This is a genomic window from Ensifer adhaerens, assembly GCF_013283195.1.
GTDB classification, from domain to species: Bacteria; Pseudomonadota; Alphaproteobacteria; order Rhizobiales; family Rhizobiaceae; genus Ensifer; species Ensifer adhaerens_G.
Window position 1 is genome coordinate 989135 of record NZ_JABEKT010000001.1, and the last position, 22432, is coordinate 1011566.

A 22432-nucleotide genomic window follows, 5' to 3' on the forward strand; every position below is an offset into this window, starting at 1 on the left:
TCGGCTAGATTTGCTGCATTCCGGCTGAATTGAACTTTCAGGCGCCAAGCGCCGAGGAAGGGGCGGCGTCCCGAATGGACCCAGTGTGTGGTGGCAACAGAGGCAAGTTTGCCGGCCGGCTAATCGCCGTCCTGTGGCTGTTCTGTGCTTCTCTGGCCATGCAGCTGATCGTCGTGGGGCAGGGGGTTTCCTCGCGTCTTTCGGCCGAACAGCAGGCGGGCAATCTCGCCTCCACCGATACCGTTCCTTCAGACCACCCCGCCGCGCGCCAGATTTCGCGCGCGACCCCGGTGTCGGACCTGCGCTTTACCGCCGAACGCAAGGATGCCAAATCCGCGACCGGCGACGGCGCCTCACCGATGCTGTTTGCGTCGGTCATCCTTCTACCGTTCGAGCCGCTGGGCGAAGATCTCGCCTTTGGCCGCGTTGCCTTCACCGACGGCTTGTCGAACCGCGGTCCGCAAATCCGCGCGCCTCCGCGCGCCTGATCGACACCGATATTCGGGCACGACGATCCCTGCGATCCTGCTCGTGCCCCCAATGAAACAAAGTCCTGACGATGCGCTCGACGCCCGCACAGGCTCTCTTGGAACCACAACATGCGTACATCCAAATGGGCGATTTTCGCCTATGTCGCTGTCATCCTTTTCGGATGCATAGCGGCGCTACCAAACGTTCTCTCGCCGGCACAACGCGAGCAATTCGGCGCCTGGCTGCCGGTCAAGCCTGTCACCCTCGGTCTCGACCTGCGCGGCGGTTCCCATCTCGTCCTTGAGGTCGATGGCAACGGGCTGCGGCAGGCCAGATTGAACTCGCTCCTGGACGACGTCCGCCGGGTACTTCGCACCGAGCGCGTATCGGCCTCCTCGGCGCGCATCAGCGGCAATACGATCACCGTGACGCTTGCGGATCCGGCTGATCGGGAAAAAGTCCAGCCGAAACTGCAGGAGCTGGCAACGCCGGTTAGCGCGATCGGCTTCGGCGGTTCCGCTCCGGAGATCGAGGTGGCGACAAGCGGTGATGTCATCACCGTCGCGCTGACGGAGGCAGGCATTTCCGACCGCATGACCAAGGCGGTCGAGCAGAGCCTCGAGATCATCCGCCGGCGCGTCGATACCGTCGGTGTCGCCGAACCGCTGATCCAGCGCATCGGCGCAAACCGCATCCTTGTCCAGCTCCCGGGTCTCCAGGACCCGACAGGCCTGCGCCAGCTCCTTGGCTCGACCGCCCAGATGAGCTTCCACATGGTCGATCAGACCACGGACCTGACCCAGCCTCCGCCGCGCGGCGTTGATATCCTGCCGGGCGCCAACGACAACAACCGATATGCGGTGGAGAGCCGTGTCGCGCTTTCTGGCGAGCGACTTTCGGACGCCAAGGTTGGCTTCGACCAGCGGACGAACCAGCCGATTGTCGATTTTACCTTCGATTCACTCGGCGCCCGCCAGTTTGCTGAAATCACCCGCGACAATGTCGGCCGGCCCTTCGCCATCGTGCTCGACGGCAAGGTGTTGACGGCTCCCGTCATCAACGAGCCGATCATCGGCGGCCGCGGCCAGATCAGCGGCAACTTCACGGCGGAATCGGCAACGGTTCTTTCGGCGCTCTTGCGCTCGGGCGCTCTGCCGGCCCCGCTGACGGTGATCGAAGAACGCTCGGTCGGCCCGAACCTCGGCAGCGATTCCATCCGCATGGGCATCTTCACCGGCCTTGCCGGTTTTGGCCTGGTCGTCACCCTCATGGTCGTGCTCTACGGCGCATGGGGCATGATCGCCAATGTCGGTCTGGTGCTGCACACCATCCTGACGATCGGTGTGCTGGGCATGATCGGCTCGACGCTGACGCTTCCCGGTATCGCCGGTATCATCCTCGGCATCGGCATGGCGGTTGACGCCAACATTCTGATCAATGCCCGTATCCGTGAAGAAACCGAAGGCGGTGCCGGCGCCATGAAGGCGCTCGATATCGGCTTCAACAAAGCTTACGCGACGATTATCGACTCCAACGTCACCACGCTCTCCGGCACCTTGCTGCTGTTTGCCTTCGGTTCCGGACCGGTCAAGGGCTTCGCCGTCACGATGATGCTCGGCATCGTCATCTCGATGTTCACGTCGGTGACCGTCGTGCGCCTGATGATGCGCGAAGTCGTCGTGCGCCGGAAGATGAAGAAGCTCGAGATTCCCTCGCTCTTCGGCAAGGTTCCGAAGCTGCCGAGCTTCTCCTTCATGAAGGGGCGCTTTGTCGCCATCGGCATGTCGGCGTTCCTGTCGATAAGCTCGGTCGTGCTGTTCTTCACGCCGGGCCTCAACTACGGCATCGACTTCGTCGGCGGTATCCAGGTGGAGGCGACGTCGAAGCAGACGCTCGACCTGCCGGCGCTGCGCCACAGCCTTGAATCGCTCAATATCGGCGAAGTGGCGCTGCAGGAGTTCGGCCAGGACAAGTCGGTCCTGATCCGCGTCCAGCGTCAGCCGGGCGGCGAGCAGGAACAGACGGTAGCCCTCAACAAGATCAAGGACGCGGCGGTACAGACCATCTCCGACGTGACCTTCGAGCGGACGGAAGTCGTCGGCCCGACGATCAGCACGGAACTGGCAAAATCGGGCTTCCTGGCCGTCGGTCTCGCGATGGTGGCGATCCTGCTCTACATCTGGTTCCGCTTCGAATGGCACTTCGCCGTCGGCGCGATCGCGGTCCTGCTGCTCGACATCACCAAGACGATCGGCTTCTTCGCGCTGACCGGTATCGACTTCAACCTGACGGCCATCGCGGCGCTGCTGACGATGATCGGTTACTCCGTCAACGACAAGGTCGTGGTCTATGACCGCATGCGCGAGAACCTGCGCAAGTACAAGTCGATGCCGTTCTCCGATCTCATCGACATGAGCATCAACCAGGTGATCGCGCGATGCATCTTCACTTCGATGGCCACCGCGCTGTCGCTGGTGCCGATGGCGATCTGGGGCGGCGACGCGGTCAAGAGCTTCGCCTGGCCGATGATCTTCGGCGTTATCGTCGCGACGACGTCTTCGATCTATATCGGCGGGCCGATTCTGTTGTTCCTCAATCGCTGGTGGAAGGATCGCGAAGCGACCCGCACCGGCACGGGAAGCACGCAGCCGGGTGCTCCGGCAGCCTGAACTCAGGTCCAAGGATACAAAACGTGAAGGGGCGGCCTCATGGGCCGCCCCTTTTTTGTCCGAAAGTGCTGTCTTTATCACCCTCGCCCTTGCAGGTTGATTCGACGCTTCCTAGATAGTGAGGGCCTCCGGTTTCGGATCGGGAGAACGGATATTGCATCCTGACCCCCTAAAATTTGATGGGTTGAGAAATATTTTTCGCAACATCATCTTTTTAATTGACGGAATTGGTAGATTATTCTAGTTTGCAGCTCTGTGAAGCGGATGAGTCCGCCTCACGGTTGTTCATGAACCGCTCCGGCATTGCGATGCCGGACACAAGCCAAAGGAGTGTGACATGTCCGAAACCGTCTCGACCGCCGCCTTCTTCGGCACGCGTTCCCATTGTCGTGCAACAGTGAAGAAACGTCTCATTCGCCTCTGCCGAATGTGATCCTCGAACTCTCGAAATTCATCCTTTGCCGAAATTGAAATGTCCGCGCCTTCGGGTGTGGAAGGAGCGTTATTTGCATGAGCAAGCAGGTTATCGAATATGGCGGCGAAGCCGTCGGGGTCGTCGTCCCGGACGAAGGCCGTTTCAAGTTTCTCGCAGTCAAGTACCATGTCTGGGATCTGGACGCACAGCGGTTCCGCTCGGCTGACGAAGCCCGCGCGGCCATCCGCCATCTGCTCGCCCGCCAGACCATGCCAACCGAGCGTCATGGTGATGCGGCCGCGGCGTAGTACAGACGGCGGCCGTATCCCGCATGTCGGGCAGGTTTAAAGACCAGGTTTTGCGTTGATTCCGCGCCACAATTGTGTGTTGGCCGCACGTTTCTTGTGCTATGCCAAACACACGATTGCGTTTGCGCGGATGATTCCCGTTTTTGAGGGAGCCGCAGGGGAAGCTTGCCGGAATGCTGACGAAGAAGGGAAAGTACGGATTGAAGGCTCTTGTCGACCTGGCGCGACTGGAGCCCGGAGAGACGGCTTTCATCACCGAGATCGCCCAGCGCAACAACATCCCGAAGAAGTTTCTGGACACCATCCTGCTGGAACTGCGCAACGCCGGCATGCTTCGCTCGAAGAAGGGCCCAGGTGGCGGCTATTCGCTGTCGCGCCCGGCGGCAGAAATCCGCATCGGCCATGTCATCCGTACGCTTGACGGCCCGCTCGCGCCGATCCGCTGTGCCAGCCGCACGGCCTACGAGGTCTGCGAGGATTGCAACGATCCGGAGACCTGTCAGGTCCGCGTCTCGATGACCACCGTGCGCGACGCGGTTGCCTCTATTCTCGATTCCATGACGCTTGAAGAGTTTGCGGCCGACAAGTCGATGCCGCTCGAAGCGCCGGAAGAAAAGCGCGTCGGCTGACGAAAACGTCTTCTTTGCGGGATTTCCTGCGCAAACTCGACGGCTTCGGCTTGGTTTGCCAAGAAAAAGCGCCTATCTGCCTGCAATGGATCTGAGAAACGCCGCTACTAGCCGGCGCAAACGTCTTTGCGGGAATGGAAACACAATGGGTTTGAGACACGCATCAGCGGATGAGCGGCGCGGTTTGGCTGCATTGGAGTCGGTCGGCAGGACTTTGACGACGGCGATGGCCGGTATCAAGGCGCTCTCCGATCACCTCGGCGCCGATACGGCGTTTGCCCAAAGCATGGTCGAGGCGATCGAACTCATCGGCGAAAGCCAGGGCCGCGTTGTCGTTTCCGGTATCGGCAAAAGCGGGCATATCGGCCGCAAGATGGCGGCGACCATGGCGTCGACAGGCACATCGGCCTACTTCGTCCACCCGACCGAAGCGAGCCATGGCGATCTCGGCATGGTGACGTCGCAGGACGTGCTGATCCTGTTGTCCTGGTCGGGCGAGACGGCGGAACTCGCCAACATGCTCACCTATGCCAAGCGCTTCAAGGTGCCGATCGTTTCGATCTCGTCCAACCGTGATAGCGTGCTGGCGCGCAACTCCGAAGTGCCGATCGTTCTGCCGAAGGTTCAGGAAGCCTGTCCGCATGGGTTGGCGCCGACGACGTCGGCGATGCTGCAGCTTGCGGTCGGCGACGCGCTTGCCATTGCTCTGCTCGAGCGCCGCGGCTTCTCGGCCGAAGACTTCAAGACGTTCCATCCGGGCGGCAAGCTCGGCGCACAGCTGCGCCTCGTGCGCGAGCTGGCGCATGTGGGCGAACAGGTGCCGCTCTTGAGCGTCGGTCACCCGATGAGCGAAGCGGTCATCGAAATGTCTTCCAAGGGCTTTGGCGTTGTCGGCATTGTCGACGAGGACGGCAAGCTTGCCGGCGTCATCACCGACGGCGACTTGCGTCGCCACATGTCGGGCGATCTGCTGGCGCAGACCGTCGAGGCGGTGATGTCGCGCAACCCTCGCGTCATCAGGGGCGATGTTCTGGCAAGCGGTGCGATGGAGTTCATGCAGGATCACAAGGTGACCGTGCTGTTCCTCGTCGACGAAGAGGGCCTTCCGGTCGGCATCCTGCACATTCACGACCTGCTCCGCGCCGGCGTCGTCTGACCCCTGTCAACGTTTTGATCCCTGACGGCCGGCCTAGGCGGATAGCGAGGCTGGCCGTTGTTTTTTCAGCGGCTTGCGCCGTGGCGGGGGATCGACGAAGGCGCCCGGCTGATTGACCGTGTTCTCGTGCAGGCGCTCGGCGATCGCCTGCGCACCGGCATCGGTTCCTGCTTTCGAATAGAGATTGCCGCGAACCTGGATCGAGGCGGCAAGCAGCCGGAACATGGCGGTGCTTACCTCTGCGTCAGGCGCAGCAGGCGCTTGCCAGAAGTCGTCCAGCGGCTGCTGGTCCGTCAAGCCGGCAATGTCGAACACCGCGGTACCCAGCACCTTGACCGGTCGCCCCTGTTTCAACGCATGCAGACCCGCGGTCGAGTTGACCGTGACCATGCCCGCGCTAGCCTCCGCCAGCACATCCAGATTGCCGCCATCGAGATAGAATACGCGCCCGGCAAGGCCAAGCTTGGCCGCCCCATCATCGATGAACTTGCGCCAGGCAATCAGGTCGTTGTCGAGCGGATGGACCTTGAAGACCAGGCTGGCTTTCTCAGCCGCGTGATCTGCAAACGAGCGCAGAATCTCGCCGATTGCATCTTTCTGACTGTGGAACGGCGAGTGGGCGCGCAACTGGAAATCGGTTTCGAGCTGCAGCGGATAGACGAAGTAAGGCACGCGTCGCGAAAGCAGTGAACGCACGGTCTCCTCGGCCTCGGCTGTGCGCCGCTTTCCGGTCAGAAGGCGGCGGATCCAGCCGGCATACTCGGCCAGCGGATGAAAGATCGCATGACGCCGGTAATGCGGAAACAGGAACCACAGGAAGACATTGGGGAGATTGTAGAGGAGGTCGTAGCTGGCGTCGGCCAGAAAGGTCTGGCTGTAATGCTTGCGCCAATCCGGCTCCGGCAAATCCTTTGCGGCATCTACGATCAGGCCAGCGTCGGCCGGAAAGTGGGAGTTCGATGACATGCCGTCGCGCTCCAGTGTCAGCCAGTCCGGCCTGAGATACCCCATCTCGACGATCGATATCGCAACCCCCATACGCCGCGCGACCGCCGTGGCTGCCTGATGATAGGGCCGCTCCTCACCAAGCAGGATCATGTCGGTGACTTGGTGGGCGCCGATGAAGCGGTCGAGATAGGCAGGCCAGTCTTCCGGTTTTCCGCGGTAGTTGAACGCCCCTCTGCGCCGCCAGATAATCTGGTCGCCGACATTGAGGTTGATCCGCACGCACGTGTGGCCGTAACGCTCGAGCCGATCGGCAATCTTGCGGAAGATCGGCGATGACGGGCCTTGAAGGAACAGGAACACCCGCCGGCTTGGCCGCTGGGTTGAACCGCGAGTGTCGGGCGCAGCGTTTTCCATGGTCCCGCCGCCGCTAACGCAGCGTGTCCTTCTTGAGGTTGGCGTGGTTGAGCAACGCCTCGATCAGATCCCAGGCGGCCACATCCTGTGGTTCGGCCGGTCGATGATGCGCCGATTTTGCTTTGGCGAGCGGCACGATGAAATAGTCTGTGCGCGGATCGGGGAAGGGGTCGGCGAAAGACTTCAAGAGCGGCGCATGATCGCCATAGAAGACGAACCAGACGGGACGGTCGAGCTTGTCGAGACGATCTGTCAACTGCTTCAATGCCGCGTCGGATTGCTCCAGGATCGCCAGGTAGATTTCCACCGGATTGGTGAGGTCGCCAACGCGGCCCGGCTCCCACGGGCCGTGGTTTGCCATCGAGGCGACGAAAACGAAACCGCTCGTGTCTTCCGGCAACTTCTCACAGGCATCGATGACCTTGGTCGCGAGCTTCTCGTCGGAGACATAGGGTCCATCACGGGCGGGCACATGGTCGAACCCGTCGAGCATCGTCAACTCGGCAAAGCCGAGTTGCGGCATCGCCTTGTGGCGCAGGAAGAAGGTGCGGTCGTAAGGATGTATGAAATGGGTGTGCCAGCCGGCACGCTTCATTTTTCCCGGCCACACGACGTCGGAATAGTGCGATGCCCGCAGGTAGGGGTAGCTCGCATCCACGTGGATGTCGTCGGGCACGAGGCCGCTGATGACGGCAAATTCGGTGCGCAGTGTATAGCCGCCCTCAAAGACGCTGCTGAGGCGGCCCCATTGGGCGGCCTGTCGCCGCAATCGGTCAAGCGTCGGCATCTTCAGGGTATCGACACCGAAGTGTCGCATGTCGATGAAGGACTCCGATTGCCAGACGACGATCAGCGGCGAGCCATCGTCACCGATCAGGTCCTGGACGGCGGCCCGCACGATTTCCGAGAGTTCGGCGACGATCTTCTCGCGCTTGACGCCGAGCCAGATGATGAAGCGGAAGATGACCGATCCGAAGGTGCCGAAGCGCACCGTGTTCATCTTGACGTCGAGCACCTTGACGAGCCGTTGCACGAGCGCCGCCGTCGGTCGGTTCACCGGGCCGTAGAACAGGAGAAGCCACGGTCCGGCAGCGACCGCCACCATGACCATTATCCAGAACGCCTTGCCGCGGTCGGGCAGAACCGTCGGTTCGAAATACAGGTAAAGCCCGGAAACGCCGAAGACATAGAGGAATGCGACCGTCCAGAAGACGATGTTCAGCGAGCTGGCATAGAAGATCGTCTTGTATTTGAAGACATCGACGACAAGCGCGATGTCGGAGAAGATCAGCGGCTCTCGGATGAACTTGAACTTGGCCCGCGAAATCCCGGTGAAGATGATGAAGAAGCTCATCGTGCCTGCGGCGGCATAGAGCGGCCGCCAGGACCCTGCAAAGAAGCCGGCAAACACCAGTGCGATGACGGGCAAGCGGGCGAGGACGTCGATGACGTCCTGTTTGCGCCCGAAGGGGGAAGGGTTCGCCCGGCGCTCGCGCTTCGGCAGTGCGAAGCGATCGGTGAAGAAGATCACCGCGCAGGACAAGATGAAACAACAGATCGTCAGCGTTATCGGATAGTCGTGCAATTGAACGGGGAGTAACGCCAAGCGGAAACCTTCATGCTTTCTTGCACGCCGACACCGCCTCATGCAGCACGGGAACGGTCTGAGACTTAGAACCTATCGTCGGCACGCACAAGCGCCGTCACCGACCGCGCTTTGATACTCCACCGCTACGGCGGGCGATCGCTCGGTCGAACCACCAGTTGAGAACCGGTCTGACCGCCGGGCCGAACCGGCCAAGGAGAAAAAGTGTGAGGCCAAAATAGATCTCGAACCGCCCGCGCTCGATGCCGTCGACGATCTTGCCGGCAACCGCTTCTGCCGGCCACGGGCTGACCGTACCCATGACCGCGGTCGCCTCGGCGGGGCGAAAGGCAAGTTCGCGCTGAAACTGCGGCGTCTCAGTGTCGGGTGGAAAGCAGACGGAGACGTTTACGCCGTGCCCGCGTGCCTCCGAACGAAGCGCCTGCGCAAATCCGTGAACGGCGAACTTCGACGCACAGTAGGCGGAATAGCCGTAAATGCCGAGAAGGCCGGCGCCGGAAGAGATCATCATGATTTTTCCACGCCCGCGTTGCGTCATTCCGGCGTAGACCGCGCGCACCGCATGGACGGTGCCGGAAAAATTCGTGTCCATTTGCCGCTGGAACGCGGTGCTGCCAAGCTCTTCGAACCGGCCGGGCTCGACGACGCCGGCTGAGGTCACCAGGATGTCGCAGGGTCCGAACGCGGCTTCGCAGCGATGGATGGCAGCGGTGATTTCGTCCTCCCTCGCAACGTCGGCCGTCTCGATTCGGATGTCCCCGACTGTCGATGCCTTCGCGGCGAGTTCATCCTGTGCCTGTTTCAGGATCTCGGCGGAGCGTGCGATCAGCGAGAGGCGCGTGCCGCGACTGGCATAGATCGATGCGATAGCCAGCCCTATGCCGCTCGAGCCGCCGGTGATGATCACATGGGTCATGTCGGGTTCCGCCTGCGGCATCCGGCCCTTGGGGGGCGCTTGCGCTTCGTCAACGCGCCGAGAGCGCCTTCATCATCTGATCGATATCGATTCCGCCGAGACCGAAGTTGCGTTCGGTCAGATCCTTCAGGCGCTCGGCCGTCAGCGTCACCGTCTTGCGGATCTGCTCTTCCGTATGGTCGCTGGTGATGAAGAAGCGCAGCCGCGCCAGCCCTTCGGGAACCGCCGGGTGGATGATCGGCAGCGCATTGACGCCGGCCGCCAGCAGATCGTTGGAGAGTTGGACGGCGCGCAGAGAATCGCCGACCAGAACCGGCACCACGGAAAAGCCGCTGCTGAGACCGGTGTCCAGACCTGCCTCCTTGGCAAGCTTCAGGAAGAGCGCACCATTGCGCCTGAGGGCGGCTGTGCGCGACGGCTCGCGCGCAAGCACGTCGAGGCTTGCGGCGGCCGATGCGGCCAGAACCGGAGCAAGGCCGACGCTGTAGACGAAGCCTCCAGCCGACGCCTTGAGCACGGCGACGAGCGCTTCGCTGCCCGCGATGTAACCGCCGCAGCTTGACGTCGTCTTCGACAGCGTACCCATCCAGATGTCGATCTCATTCGGATCGACGCCGAAGTGTTCCGCAAGGCCGCGGCCATGTTTGCCGACGACCCCCAGGGAATGGGCCTCGTCGACCATCAGCCAGAAGCCGTACTCGGCCTTGAGTTTCAGGAGGGCCGGCAGATCGGCAACGTCGCCGTCCATCGAGTAGATACCCTCGACGATGACAAGGATACGGCGATAATCGCCCGAGACCGTGCGCAGCACATGCTCAAGGTCGCTGGCGTCGTTGTGCTTGAACAGGCGGCGCGTGGCCCCGGAAAGCTTGATGCCGGCCAACGCGCTGTTGTGGATGAACTCGTCGTGGACGACGAGGTCCTTCGGTCCCATCAGGCAGCTGATGGCCGCGACATTGGTCAGATAGCCGCTGACGAAGCAGACGGCGGCATCGACGCCATAGAAGCGCGCGATCTTTTCTTCCAGCTCGACATGAACAGGCCGCTCGCCGGCGACAAGCCGGCTGGCCGAGGCGGAGATGCCGAAGGTCTCGACGGTTTCCTTTGCCCTTGCCAGCACCTCCGGGTGCCGGTTGAGGCCAAGATAGTCATAGGACGCAAAGTTGATCAGCTTGCGGCCGTCGATAACGGTCGTGGCGCCGGCCGCGGTCTGATGCGCCCGGTAGAACGGGTTGGCGATCCCAAGCTGTTCGCTGGCAAACTTCTGGGTCTGAACCTGTTTGTATTCCGGCAGATCCTCGAAACGGGCCTGCTGCCGGCGGGCCGGCGGCGGCATCTCTCGCTCCGACCGCGCCATGCGGTTGCGCTCGGAGGATTGATGCGTGTTTCTCATCCGGTCCAGCAGGTTCTCCTTGAGGCTGCTGGTCATCTTGGATGAGCCGGGACCGTTTCCGTTCGTGCTCATTGGCTCTGTGCTTTTTCCTTTGCCGTGCCGACATGCCGTTGCGCCAACTCGGTGACCAACTTGTCATCCGCACCGTCGCTGTCGTCGCCCTGGTCGCGCTTGCTGACCTTCTCATAGAGCTTACGGGCGACGTCGCCAACCGTCGTGTTGTCTGCGACGCCACTCAGAGGCATGTCGAAGCCGGTGTTCTGCTGGAAGCTCATGCCGAGTTCGACGGCCATCAGGCTGTCGAGGCCGATTTCCTTCAAGACCTTGCTGCGCGTGACCGTATCCTTCGAGACCCGCAGGATCGCGGCAATTTCGCCTGCGACCAGATCGAAGAGAATATCCTCGGCTTCCTGAGCAGACTTGCCCTCGATCATCGCGACGAGGTCCATCTTGGTGCCTTCGCCGCCGGACGAATGCTGATCGGCACTGCGCAGGATAACCTCGAAGAGCGCGTTGCGGGCGACCGGCAGGTTGCGGGCGGCCGACCAGTCGAGCTCTGAAATCATAACGACGGCGGCGTCGACCGTGCCGGGGTCGCCGGCAAGGTGGCTTTCCACCATGTCGAGCGCCGTCTGCGCCTTCAGCGCCGTCTTGCCGATGCGCTTGGCCAAGAGGTCGTTGACGTCGGTGTTCTGTACCAGATAGCCCTTGTCGGCGATCGCGCCGAACCCGACCGCAAGACCGGCAAGCCCTTCGGCGCGCCGGGCACGGGCAAGACCTTCAAGGTAGCCGTTGGCAGCAACGTAGTTCGCCTGGCCGGGATTGCCGACCAGCGTCGTTGCCGACGAGAACAGGATGAAGTTATCGAGCGCGTCGCCACGGGTCAGTTGATCGAGAACAGCGGCACCCTTTGCCTTGGTGTCGATGACCGGCCGGTTGCGCTCGCGATTGAGATTGCTGATGAGCGCGTCGTCCAGCACCATCGCTGCGTGAACGATGGAGCGCAGCGGCGCAATGTTTCGCAATTCTGCAAGCAGGCCGTTGGCTGCCGTTGCATCCGTGATGTCGCAGGCATGAACCGTCGCCGAGATGCCGGCCTTGGCCCAAAGCTCGATCATCGCCGTCGTTTCCGCGTCCGCAAGGCCGCGCCGCGAGCAAAGGGCGATATTCTTCGCACCCTTGTCGGCAAGCCAGTTGGCAGCGGCCAGGCCGAAGCCGCCGATGCCGCCGACGACGAGGTGCATGCCTTCAGGGTCGATCGTGACGCCACCGCGTGGCTGGGTTGCGACCTGGTGTTTCCCGGCCACTGGCGGCAGCACGACGATCTTGCCGATATGGCCTGCGTTCTGCATCAGGCGGAACGCATTGCCGATCTCGTCGAAATCGAAGGCGCGGTACGGCAGCGGTGTCAGCTTGCCGTCTTCAAACAACGCGCCGATCTCGGTGAAGATGCGCTTGGTGAGCGCCGGCGCGTTGACCAGCAATTGGTCGGCGTCGATGCCGAAGTAGCTGACATTGCGACGGAACGGCCGAAGGCCGATCTTGCTGTCTGCGTAGTAGTCGCGCTTGCCGAGTTCGAGGAAACGGCCGAACGGTTTGACGAGCGCCAGGCTCTGCTCCATCGCTTCGGCGAAGAGCGAGTTCAGGACGAGGTCGACGCCTTCGCCGTTTGTCACGGCGCGCACGTCGTTGACGAAACCGAGCGAGCGCGAATCGAACACATGGTCGGCGCCGAGCATCGAAAGGAAGCGGCGTTTCTCGCGCGTGCCGGCCGTGGCGATGACTTTCGCGCCCTTCAGCTTGGCAACCTGCAGTGCTGCAAGGCCGACGCCGCCGGCGGCACCGTGGATAAGGATGGTTTCGCCGGCCTGGATGCGGCCGAGTTCCACCATGGCATAGTAGGCGGTGAGGAACGCGACCGGCACGGTGGCAGCCGCGACCGGGCTGACCGATTGCGGCAACCGGGCGACACCGGCGCGCGAAACGACCGCGTGGGTGGAGAAGGCCGCCGAGGCGATCGCCATGACGGCGTCGCCGACCGAAAGATCGTCCACGCCCTTACCGACGGCAACGACGTGACCGGACAGTTCCATGCCGATCGTCGCACCGGCAAAGCCGTCTTCAAGCGCTTCTTCGGGCAGAAGACCCATGGCCCACATCACGTCGCGGAAGTTGAGGCCGGTGGCAGCCACCTTGACGACAACGTCGCCTGGGCCCGCGGTCGGCACACTGCTTTCTTCCCAAACGATGCTGCCGACCTGAGAGGCGACCCGTTGACGGATTGTGGCTGCGTCGAAGGACGCCGTCGAGCCATGGGCGCTGTCGGTCGGACCGGAAACTGCGCGGATTTCCGAGAGCGATCCGTTCGGCCCTTCCAGCAGCCATTCACGATTGGTGCCGGAAACGGCAAGCAATGGAAGCGCCGCAGCAGTCTTCTGCTCGTCAGACGTCGCGCTGTCTGCGGCAAGATCCAGAGCGTGGACGTCGAGGAACTCGTACTCGTTCTGCAAAACGCGGGCGAAAGCCCAAAGGCCGGCATTGGTGCCGGAGCTTACCGCCGTCGTGCCCGACACACGGGCGGCAACCGGCGCCCCGTCAGGTGCGACAAGAACGAGCCTGGGGCGTGCGTCGCCGTTTGGATCGGTGTCGCCGACGTGCTGGCGCAGCACTTCTGCCAAGGCGCTGAGCGCCAGAACCTGAGCCTGCAAAGAGGCGGAGTCGTCAGTCCGGCTTTTCGGCGCAGGCGACGATAGGAAGACGGCCCGAACGGGTCGATCGCCGAAGGTCTCGAGCGCATCGCGAAGCAACGCCGTATCCGTAGACGTGTCACCCGTCAGATTGACCGGGACGGCGCCTGCGGACGGCTGCGTTTTCTGGCGCAGGCCGACCTGCAGCAGCAGGTAGGTCCCAACTGCTGCGACGGCAGCATCGGTACCGGTCTCGGCAGGCACCGGCGTTTCCACGCCGCGTGCTTCGAGAACGATGATGTTGCCACTGGCGCATTCGCGATCCGTAACGTCGATCTCGCGAAGGTCGAGATCAGCCAGACATTTCTGCCAATGCGGAACGGCTGCGAGATTGCCGATCGGGAACTCCGCGGCCTGGCTGCGGGCAAACCAGCCGTCCGACAGTCCGAGCGCAAAATCGTTGAAGAGCGATGGCGCGCCGACTGCGGCGACAAGGCCACCGGTGCGGCGGAGCGTCGAGCGAAGCGCCGCGCGAACGTCGATATCGTCTTCAATCAGACCGTAGAGGCGGTCGGATGCGCTGATGGCGAGATCGAACGGCGCCTGGGTCGCAAGCTCACCCTTCTTGAGAATGCGGACATGGGCATCGTTTTCAAATGCGAGTTCCAGGCCACGTTGCGCGTTGTCACGCGGTTCGACCACGCTGAGGCTCGCGCCGTGTTTGGCGGCAAGCGCCGACAGGCGACGGGTGAAGCCGGCGGAAACGCTGCCGAGTTCGACAATGCGCAGGCGCATTCCGGCTGGCTGAGTGCGCAGCGCCGCTTCCACGGTGTCGAGAACGAGCGCCATGCGCTGGCGGCTTGCCTCGGAGTGCACGGCCTGATGGTCTAGCGTCGCATCGCTGATGAAGCCGGAATTGGCGACGGTTTCGGTATCGCCGCCGGCTGGAGCCGCCAGCAGGACATCAAGACGCGCCAGAGCTTCGGCGTAGGCGTTGTTGATCAGAACCGCCTCGACGGCGCGATCCGGGCGCTCGCCATAGAGTTCGCGCAGGATTTCGGAAACGCTCGGGAGGCTGAATTCCTGCGCGACGGTCCAGACGCCGTCCTTGTGTTCGCAGAGACCGGCATCCTCAAGTACGTAGAGGCAACTCGCCAGGAAACACTGGAAGGCGAATTCGCCGGGCAGACTGTCGCTGCGCACGACCGATCGTCCCCTGCCGAGCTTCAGCGCAATTTCCTGGCAGGCGCGATAGATGGCTGCGTTGAACAGCAACGTCGTGTTGTCGATACCGGTATCGGCCGCGGTCGCGACGCTGAGGGTCACCGGCGCGTGGGCGCCAGCATCAACCGTCGGCAGGAGCGCTTCGGAAAGCACAGTCTCGTAGTGGAACGACAGGGCGTCTAGCGTCTTGTGCTTGCGCAGATAGGTACGCCGGAAGCGGCAATCCTCGAAATAGGCAACTGGTCCGCCGGACTTGTCGAAGAAGTGGAACTTGGCCTTGATCGAATTGGCGCTGACACGCTCGATCTCGATCGTGGCGCGCGCAATCGGCTTGCCGGCATTGACGACGCGCACGGAACCGAACCGCACCGGAATATAGGGTGCACCGCTCTTGTCGCCGGTAAAGCGGTCAAAAAGCGCAACAAGCCCGTGGAACGTGGCGTCCACCGAGATTGGGTTGAGGGCATAGGTGATCAGTGGATGACCGGACTTGTCCGGGCTCTTCAGCTCGACGTCGACGAACCGATCGTCATAGGCGACGGCCTTGGCGAGCAACTGGAAACGCGGACCGTAGTCGAGGCCGAACTGCCGTGCGGTATCATATGCCTTGGCCGGAGCGACGGTTGCCGTCTTCTGCATGCCGGCAAAGGACGGCAGCGGGCGTTCTTCACTCGGCAACGGCTTGCGGGACCGGGCAACCGCGTGAACGGCCCAGTCGTCTTCCGACAGCCGTTCGCGCGAGCGGATTTCGATGTCGCCGGTTTCCGGCGACAGGACGGTCGACAGCTCCATGATGCGGCTGTCGCTGAGCTCCAGCGGCCGGACGATCTCCAGATTGGTGATCTCGACCTCGTCGGTACCATAAAACTGCTGTGCGGCTGCGACGGCGATTTCGATGAAACCGCTGCCCGGCAGGATCGCCTTGCCGTCGACGACATGCTCGGCCAGATCCGGAAACAGCGGCGCATCGATGTGGTTCTTCCAGCTGCCGCTGTTCGGATCGCTGCGCCAGCCGGTCAGGCGGTAGGGTTTTGCGGTGCGGCCGAAGAGGTCCGTGGCGTCGGTGGTGGCAGCCGGTCGCAGTTCGACCGGCTCGAACGGCAGGCTCGGCAGCGAGATCGCCGCATTGCGTTTGCCGAAGACGCGTGTCGTATCGACGATGGCGCCGTGGGCGACGGCTCGCGCCATGGCGGCCGAAATCGGATCCTGACCGGTCTCTCCGACGTCTCTGAGCAGTGTCGGCACGACCATGCCCGGAGAGGCCGCTTGCTTGATTGTTTCCTTGACGTAGGAAGAGAGGATCGGGCGCGGAGAAATCTCGACAAAGAGCCGGCAACCGAGCTCGATCGCCGCCTCTGCCGCTGCCTGGAAACGAACCGGCTCGCGGACATTCTTCCACCAGTAGTCCGGATCGAGGTGCGTCCCGTCAAGGGCTGCACCCGTAACCGTCGACAAGTAGGTGACTTCCGCCCGGCGGGGCGCGATGTCGGGAATGTCCGACAGGAACGCGTCCTTTGCCCGGTCGATGATCGGGTGGTGGAAGGGGTAGTTGATGTCGAGAATCTGGACCGGGATCTTGGCCTTGCGCGCCGCGTCGCGGAAAGCGGAAATCTGATGCGCCGGGCCCGAGATCGTCACTGAATTATGGGCGTTGACGGCAGCGACGCAAAGCTCGTCGAGGCCGCGGGCCTCGGCAAAGGCGCGTGCGGCATCTTCACCCAGCATGACGGCGGCCATGGTGCCATGGCCGGCGAGCAGATCCTGGTGCAGCGACCGCTTGGCGACGATCGAGACGGCATCGACCATCGACAGCGCGCCTGCCGCATAGGCAGCGGCGATTTCGCCGACCGAATGACCGAAGACGGCGACCGGCTTGATGCCCATGGCGACAAGCGAATCGGAAAGGGCGGCCTGAACCGCAAAGAGCAGCGGTTGGGCGATCTTCGTATCGGACAGCTTCTTGTCCAGGTTGGGATCCGTCAGAAGCTCGGTCAGCGAGATGTCGGAATGGAACTTGAAGAGCGCACTGACCGAGGTGAAACACTGGCGGAAGTGAAGGTTTTCACGGAACGCTTCGACGCCCATGCCGGCCCATTGCGAGCCGTTGCCCGAAAAGACGAAGGCGACCTTGGCATCTCTGGTGACAGCTTCGCCCACTTCGCCGATATCGGAGCCCGGTTTTTCCACATGGCTGGCGATCGCGCGTACGATATCTTCGGGATGGTCGCTGCGGGCTGCGAACCGATAGCGCATATGCGTGCGGTTGGCGCCGGAAGCCGCGACCATCGAGCGGATCTCACCCTTGGACGCGTTGGCAAAGCGCGTCTTGTAGTCCTTCAGCAGGGCTTCAAGGCTCGATGCGGTGTGGGCGCTTGCGAGGAAGACATGCCCTGACGACGGCGGATTGTTGATCTTGTCTTCGGAAATCGGCTCCGGGTCGCTGATGACCACGTGGGCGTTGGCGCCGCCGAAACCGAACGAGTTGATGCCGGCAAGCCGGGCACGCTTGCCACGCAGCAATTCGATCGGGCTCGCCGTTACGCGCACGTTCAGGCCGTCGAAATCGATATGTTCGTTCGGCGTGTCGAAGTGCAGCGATGCGGGCAGGTAGTTGTTCTCGAGCGCCAGGATCGCCTTCATCATGCCGAAGAGGCCGGAAGCCGGCTCGGTGTGGCCGATGTTCGATTTGATCGATCCGATCGGGACTGGTGCCCGACGGTTGGCGCCGATGACCGTGCCGATCGACCAGACTTCTGCGGGATCGCCGACCTTGGTGCCGGTGCCGTGACCCTCGACGAAGGCGACCTGGTTGGCATCAATGCCGTTGCCTTCGTAGATCGCCCTGAGCAGGTTTGCCTGGGCTTCGCGCGAAGGCAGGGAGATGCCGTTGGTCCGGCCGGCCGAATTGACGCCCGACGCAACGATCCGGGCGTAGCTCCGGTCTTTTTCCTTGCGGGCGCGGTCGGAGCGGCGCAACACGAACACGACGCCGCCCTCGGCGCGCACGTAGCCTGCGCCATCGTTGTCATAGGCGCGGCAGAGCCCTTCGGGCGAAAGCATGCGCGCCTGCGCAAAACCGACGAAGGGCAGGGGGTGGGCGAGAATATTGACGCCGCCGACGATCGCCGTATCGATTTCGCCGGCGTTGAGTGCCCGCATCGCCTGATCGAGCGCGACGAGCGAGGAGGAACAGGCCGTATCGACGGTCATGCTCGGGCCGCTTAAGCCGAAAATGTGCGAAATGCGATTGGAGACGATCGACAGAGTGTTGCCGGTCATGAAGTACGGCCCGGCGGCAGCCGGATCCTCGACCGTCAGGTTGGCATGGTCGAGGCTCGATGCGCCGATATAAACGCCGACATTCTCGCCATGCAGCGAGGTCGTCGAGATGTTGGCGTCTTCGAGCGCGCGCCAGGCAAGCTGCAGAAGCACGCGCTGCTGCGGATCCATATACATGGCTTCGCGCTGCGACATGCCGAAGACGGCCGGGTCGAAATCATAGAGTTGATCGAGTACGCCGGCAGCAAAGGAATAGGTCTTGCCCTGCGTGCCCATGACCGGGTGCCAGAAACGCGCAACGTCCCAGCGATCGGAGGGGATGCTGGTAACAGTGCACTTGCCCTGACGAAGAAGTTTGAACAACGCCAAAGGCGATTCTGCTCCAGGGGCGAGGCATGCACGCCCAATAATCTCAACAGCCATGTATGATCGAACGCTCTAAACTGACGTTAAAGTTGCATCTGCGATTGCGGCTCCAAACGGAAAACGCAACCGCCAATCGTCCCGCCCCAGGGTTATCCCCATGTATATTCGTTCCGCCTCATTAGTCAGCTTTTAACTTAAAGTGCCTAGCTTTCAAGTCCAAAGGCCTAACATATACATGCCAAGAACCTTCATCCAAGACAAATCGGGCGGCAAACCCGGCAAGGTGTAGGAGGTATGACCGGAAAGGCGCAGGGCCAATTATTTTGCTCGTCATCGTCTGCAAGTGACTTGTTGTGAGACGGCTATTGTGCTTTTCAGAGACCGGCGGATTCCCGACCGGGAGATCATGCGGCGCAGAACTATGAACAGAATCATACCTGTGCCGAATTCGGAGTATCTTAGTTGAAACGTGTAGCTGCCCTTCTGCTTTCTACCGCACTTGCGGGATGTCAGGCTGTTCCGGGCGAAGGGCCACTGGCCGGAGCCATTGTTGCGGATGCTGGTCAATCCGGCGCCGAAATCGGTCGAAAGAATGCCACTGTCTTTGATATCGTCGATGTAACCGGTCAGTCGGCGCGCCTTGTTTCCGACTATGTGTCGTCGACGCTCAACCGCCGGTTCGGCGTTGGCGGCGGCGTCGGCCGCGTCGTCATCGGTGTCGGTGACGCCCTGAAAGTGTCGATCTTCGAGGCCGGCAGCGACGGTCTCTTCTCGACGCAGGATTCCAAGCAGACAAGCATCGATCTGGTCGTTCAGCCTGACGGCAAGGCAGCCATTCCCTATGTCGGGCCGGTCCAGTTTGCCGGCTTGACCCTGGAGCAGGCGCGCCAGGCAATCCTGGAAGCGCTGAAGCAGAAGGCGGTGGAGCCTGACGTCATCGTCACGAGCATGAGCACCGCGTCGCGCAACGTCACCGTTTCGGGTGCCGTCGGCAAGTCCTCGGTCGTGCCGCTCAGCCTCGTCGACGAAACGATCAACGAGGTCATCGCCAAGGCAGGCGGCCCGGTCGCTCAGCCCTACGAGACCTATGTGACGCTGGTGCGCGGCAAGAAGACCGGTACGGTCCTGCTGAAGTCGATCATCGAGAACCCGTCGGAAAACATCCATGTGAAGCCGGGCGACCAGATCTTCGTCGCGCGCGATCCGCGCCGCTTCACGATCCTCGGCGCCGTCAAGGCGAACCAGCGTGTCGAATTCGGCGCCAACGATCTCAATCTGCTGGAAGCGATGGGGCTTGCCGGCGGTGGTTCCGACTACGCGCTCGACATGAAGGGCTACTTCATCTTCCGTTACGAAGAGCCGGATGTGGTCATGAGCCTTCTCGGCCAGCAGCGCTTCAACGAGATGTTGCGCAAGGGCATGAAGACCGACAGCCAGGGACGTTACCCGATCGTCTACCGCTTCGACATGAGCAAGCCGGACAGCCTGATCGTCGGCCAGACATTCCCGATCAAGAATCGCGACGTGATCTACGCATCGCGCCATCCGTCGGTCGATTTCTCGAAGTTCCTGAACTTTGTTGCTCAGCCGGTCGGCATTGCCAATTCCGGCTTCTCGATCGCAGACAACATCAACAGCATCAACAACTGATCCATTCGAAATACAGTATAAGAGGGGCGTCGACCGCGGTCGGCGCCCTTTTTCTTTTGCGTTCGAGGAACGGGCCGCGAAGCGTTCGAAGCGGGTTGCCGTCACTCAAATTCTGTGATTGATCTTGGACTTAAATCGATTTTGGTGATCGATAGGGATTGGTCCGGTCGAAGGAAAAGCGATGGCTGGTGAAGCGTTGATCGTCGTCGACGTGCAAAACGATTTCTGCCCGGGTGGAGCGCTCGCCGTCGCCGGCGGCGGTGAGATCGTGCCTGTGGTCAATGATCTGATCCGGACATTCGAACATGTGGTGCTGACGCAGGACTGGCATCCCGACGGACATTCGAGCTTCGCCTCCGTCCACTCGGGAAAGGCGCCGTTCGAAACGATAACGATGCCCTATGGTGAGCAGACGCTTTGGCCTGATCATTGTGTTCAGGGCAGCGCAGGTGCTGATTTTCACCCGGCGCTGGAATGGACGCGTGCCGAACTGGTGATCCGCAAGGGCTTTCGCACCGGCATCGACAGCTACTCCGCCTTCTTCGAGAACGATCGCCTGACGCCGACCGGCTTGACCGGCTACCTCCGGGACCGCGGTATCGACAGCGTCACCCTGTGCGGTCTGGCGACCGATTTTTGTGTGGCCTTTTCAGCGCTCGACGCGGTTGCGAGAGGGTTTTCGACCTCGGTCGTGCTCGATGCCAGCAGGGGCATCGATCTGAACGGCTCGCTCGCCGCCATGATCACGCGCATGCGGCAAGCCGGCGTGCGGATGCTTTAGCCCTGCGGGCCCTCTGCATATTTCCTTAATTCGCATTCGGATTAAGGAAATATGCTGAAGTTCAACGTGTGGCAGCGACCTTTGCGCGTCTCGTAAGACGCGTGGCACTGCAGGAGGAGCAATTCCTGAGATGACCAAGACCGATATCGCCAGGCGCGTCTACAACCACGCCTGGAAGCTCGACCCGATTGTGCGTAGCCTGCTCGACACGGATTTCTACAAGCTGTTGATGCTGCAGATGATCTGGCAGCTCTATCCGGATGTGGACGCGACCTTCTCGCTGATCAACCGCACCAAGACCGTGCGGCTCGCCGACGAAATCGACGAGCACGAGCTGCGCGAGCAGCTCGACCATGCCCGCGACCTGCGGTTCTCCAAGAAGGAAATGATCTGGCTTGCCGGTAATTCGTTTTACGGCCGAAAGCAGATCTTCTCGCCCGAGTTTCTGGCCTGGCTGGCAAAGTTCCGCCTGCCGGACTACGAGCTGTCGCGACGCGACGGCCAGTTCGAGCTGACCTTCCGCGGGCGCTGGGCCGAAACCACCATGTGGGAAATCCCGGCGCTTGCGATCATCAACGAGCTGCGCTCGCGCTCGGCGATGAAGGGCCTTGGCCCCTTCACGCTCGACGTGCTCTATGCCCGCGCCAAGGCGAAGATGTGGTCGAAGGTCGAGCGCCTCAGGCAATATCCCAGCCTCAGGATCTCGGACTTCGGCACCCGAAGGCGCCACAGCTTCCTGTGGCAGCGCTGGTGCGTCGAGGCTCTGAAGGAAGGCATCGGCGCATCCTTCTCAGGCTCCAGCAACGTGCTTCTGGCAATGGACACGGATCTGGAAGCGCTTGGCACCAACGCGCACGAGCTGCCGATGGTGGCAGCGGCGCTCGCCCGCAATGACACAGAGCTCGCCCAGGCGCCCTACAAGGTGCTCCAGGACTGGAACCAGCTCTACGGCGGCAATCTGTTGATCGTTCTTCCCGATGCCTTCGGCACGGCAGCGTTCCTGCGCGATGCGCCAGCCTGGGTGGCGGACTGGACCGGTTTTCGCCCGGACAGCGCCCCGCCGATCGAAGGCGGCGAGAAGATCATCGCCTGGTGGAAGAAGATGGGGCGAGACCCGCGCGAAAAGCTGCTGATCTTTTCCGACGGCCTCGATGTCGAGACGATCATCGAAACCTACCGGCATTTCGAAGGGCGCGTGCGCATGAGCTTCGGTTGGGGAACGAACCTCACCAATGACTTTGCCGATTGCGCGCCGACAGAGATCAGGGGCCTCAACCCGATATCGATCGTCTGCAAGGTCAGTGATGCCGACGGCCGGCCGGCGGTCAAGCTGTCGGACAACCCCCGTAAGGCGACCGGTGACGCGGCAGAGGTTCAGCGCTACCTTAAATTCTTCGGAAGCGAGGATTTCGTCGAGCAGGCCGTCAAGGTCTGATGGCGGCGAGAAGGCTGCGCAACGCGAAGACCGGACAAAAAGAAACCGGCGAGAGCCGGTTTCAAAAGGGGATTTAAGCGTTGCG

13 protein-coding genes are annotated in these 22432 nt (G+C 62.0%); 8 read left to right on the top strand and 5 right to left on the bottom strand.

Annotated elements, in window-relative coordinates:
- Positions 1-74 precede the first annotated feature (74 nt).
- From LPJGGPFB_RS04655 to LPJGGPFB_RS04675, 5 genes are all read left to right on the top strand, one after another.
- The gene (locus LPJGGPFB_RS04655; RefSeq protein WP_173418953.1) at positions 75-488 is read left to right on the top strand and encodes a hypothetical protein; all 414 of its coding nucleotides are present in this window, start codon (positions 75-77) and stop codon (positions 486-488) included.
- A gap of 111 nt (positions 489-599) precedes the next feature.
- Positions 600-3140, top strand: coding sequence for a protein translocase subunit SecD (gene secD / locus LPJGGPFB_RS04660; RefSeq protein WP_173418954.1), 2541 nt, complete (start codon positions 600-602; stop codon positions 3138-3140).
- A gap of 510 nt (positions 3141-3650) precedes the next feature.
- Entirely contained in the window at positions 3651-3863 is a 213-nt protein-coding gene (locus LPJGGPFB_RS04665; protein ID WP_077502841.1) for a hypothetical protein, read from the top strand.
- 173 nt (positions 3864-4036) lie between these two features.
- Positions 4037-4492 (top strand): RrF2 family transcriptional regulator, encoded by a 456-nt coding sequence (locus LPJGGPFB_RS04670; protein ID WP_053248737.1) that lies wholly within the window; start codon positions 4037-4039, stop codon positions 4490-4492.
- 145 nt (positions 4493-4637) lie between these two features.
- Positions 4638-5648 carry a KpsF/GutQ family sugar-phosphate isomerase gene (locus LPJGGPFB_RS04675; protein WP_173418955.1) on the top strand — a complete coding sequence of 337 codons (1011 nt, stop codon included), beginning with the start codon at positions 4638-4640 and terminating at the stop codon, positions 5646-5648.
- A gap of 33 nt (positions 5649-5681) precedes the next feature.
- Here the strand turns inward: LPJGGPFB_RS04675 and LPJGGPFB_RS04680 are convergent, their stop codons facing one another.
- Genes LPJGGPFB_RS04680 through LPJGGPFB_RS04700 form a run of 5 tightly spaced genes read right to left on the bottom strand, consistent with a single transcriptional unit; the run spans position 5682 to position 18538 of the window.
- Positions 5682-7010: a capsule biosynthesis protein gene (locus LPJGGPFB_RS04680; RefSeq protein WP_173418956.1), complete on the bottom strand. Its 1329-nt coding sequence runs from the start codon at positions 7008-7010 to the stop codon at positions 5682-5684.
- 13 nt (positions 7011-7023) lie between these two features.
- Positions 7024-8658 (bottom strand): LTA synthase family protein, encoded by a 1635-nt coding sequence (locus LPJGGPFB_RS04685; protein WP_173418957.1) that lies wholly within the window; start codon positions 8656-8658, stop codon positions 7024-7026.
- 55 nt (positions 8659-8713) lie between these two features.
- Positions 8714-9532 (bottom strand): SDR family oxidoreductase, encoded by an 819-nt coding sequence (locus tag LPJGGPFB_RS04690; RefSeq protein ID WP_173418958.1) that lies wholly within the window; start codon positions 9530-9532, stop codon positions 8714-8716.
- A 49-nt stretch (positions 9533-9581) separates the two neighbouring features.
- Complete coding sequence (locus LPJGGPFB_RS04695) at positions 9582-10997, bottom strand: aminotransferase class I/II-fold pyridoxal phosphate-dependent enzyme (protein WP_077502836.1); 1416 nt, start codon at positions 10995-10997, stop codon at positions 9582-9584.
- Positions 10994-18538, bottom strand: coding sequence for a type I polyketide synthase (locus tag LPJGGPFB_RS04700; protein ID WP_173418959.1), 7545 nt, complete (start codon positions 18536-18538; stop codon positions 10994-10996). The genes LPJGGPFB_RS04695 and LPJGGPFB_RS04700 overlap by 4 nt, the downstream gene beginning before the upstream one ends.
- A gap of 405 nt (positions 18539-18943) precedes the next feature.
- Here LPJGGPFB_RS04700 and LPJGGPFB_RS04705 point away from each other — a divergent pair, with 405 nt between their 5' ends.
- The 3 genes from LPJGGPFB_RS04705 (at position 18944) to pncB (ending at position 22347) form a co-directional block, all read left to right on the top strand.
- Positions 18944-20131, top strand: coding sequence for a polysaccharide biosynthesis/export family protein (locus tag LPJGGPFB_RS04705; RefSeq protein ID WP_173418960.1), 1188 nt, complete (start codon positions 18944-18946; stop codon positions 20129-20131).
- A 181-nt stretch (positions 20132-20312) separates the two neighbouring features.
- A complete protein-coding gene (gene pncA / locus LPJGGPFB_RS04710; protein ID WP_173418961.1) occupies positions 20313-20912 on the top strand; it encodes a bifunctional nicotinamidase/pyrazinamidase in 600 nt (199 codons plus the stop codon).
- 130 nt (positions 20913-21042) lie between these two features.
- The gene (gene pncB, locus LPJGGPFB_RS04715; RefSeq protein ID WP_173418962.1) at positions 21043-22347 is read left to right on the top strand and encodes a nicotinate phosphoribosyltransferase; all 1305 of its coding nucleotides are present in this window, start codon (positions 21043-21045) and stop codon (positions 22345-22347) included.
- Positions 22348-22432 lie beyond the last annotated feature (85 nt).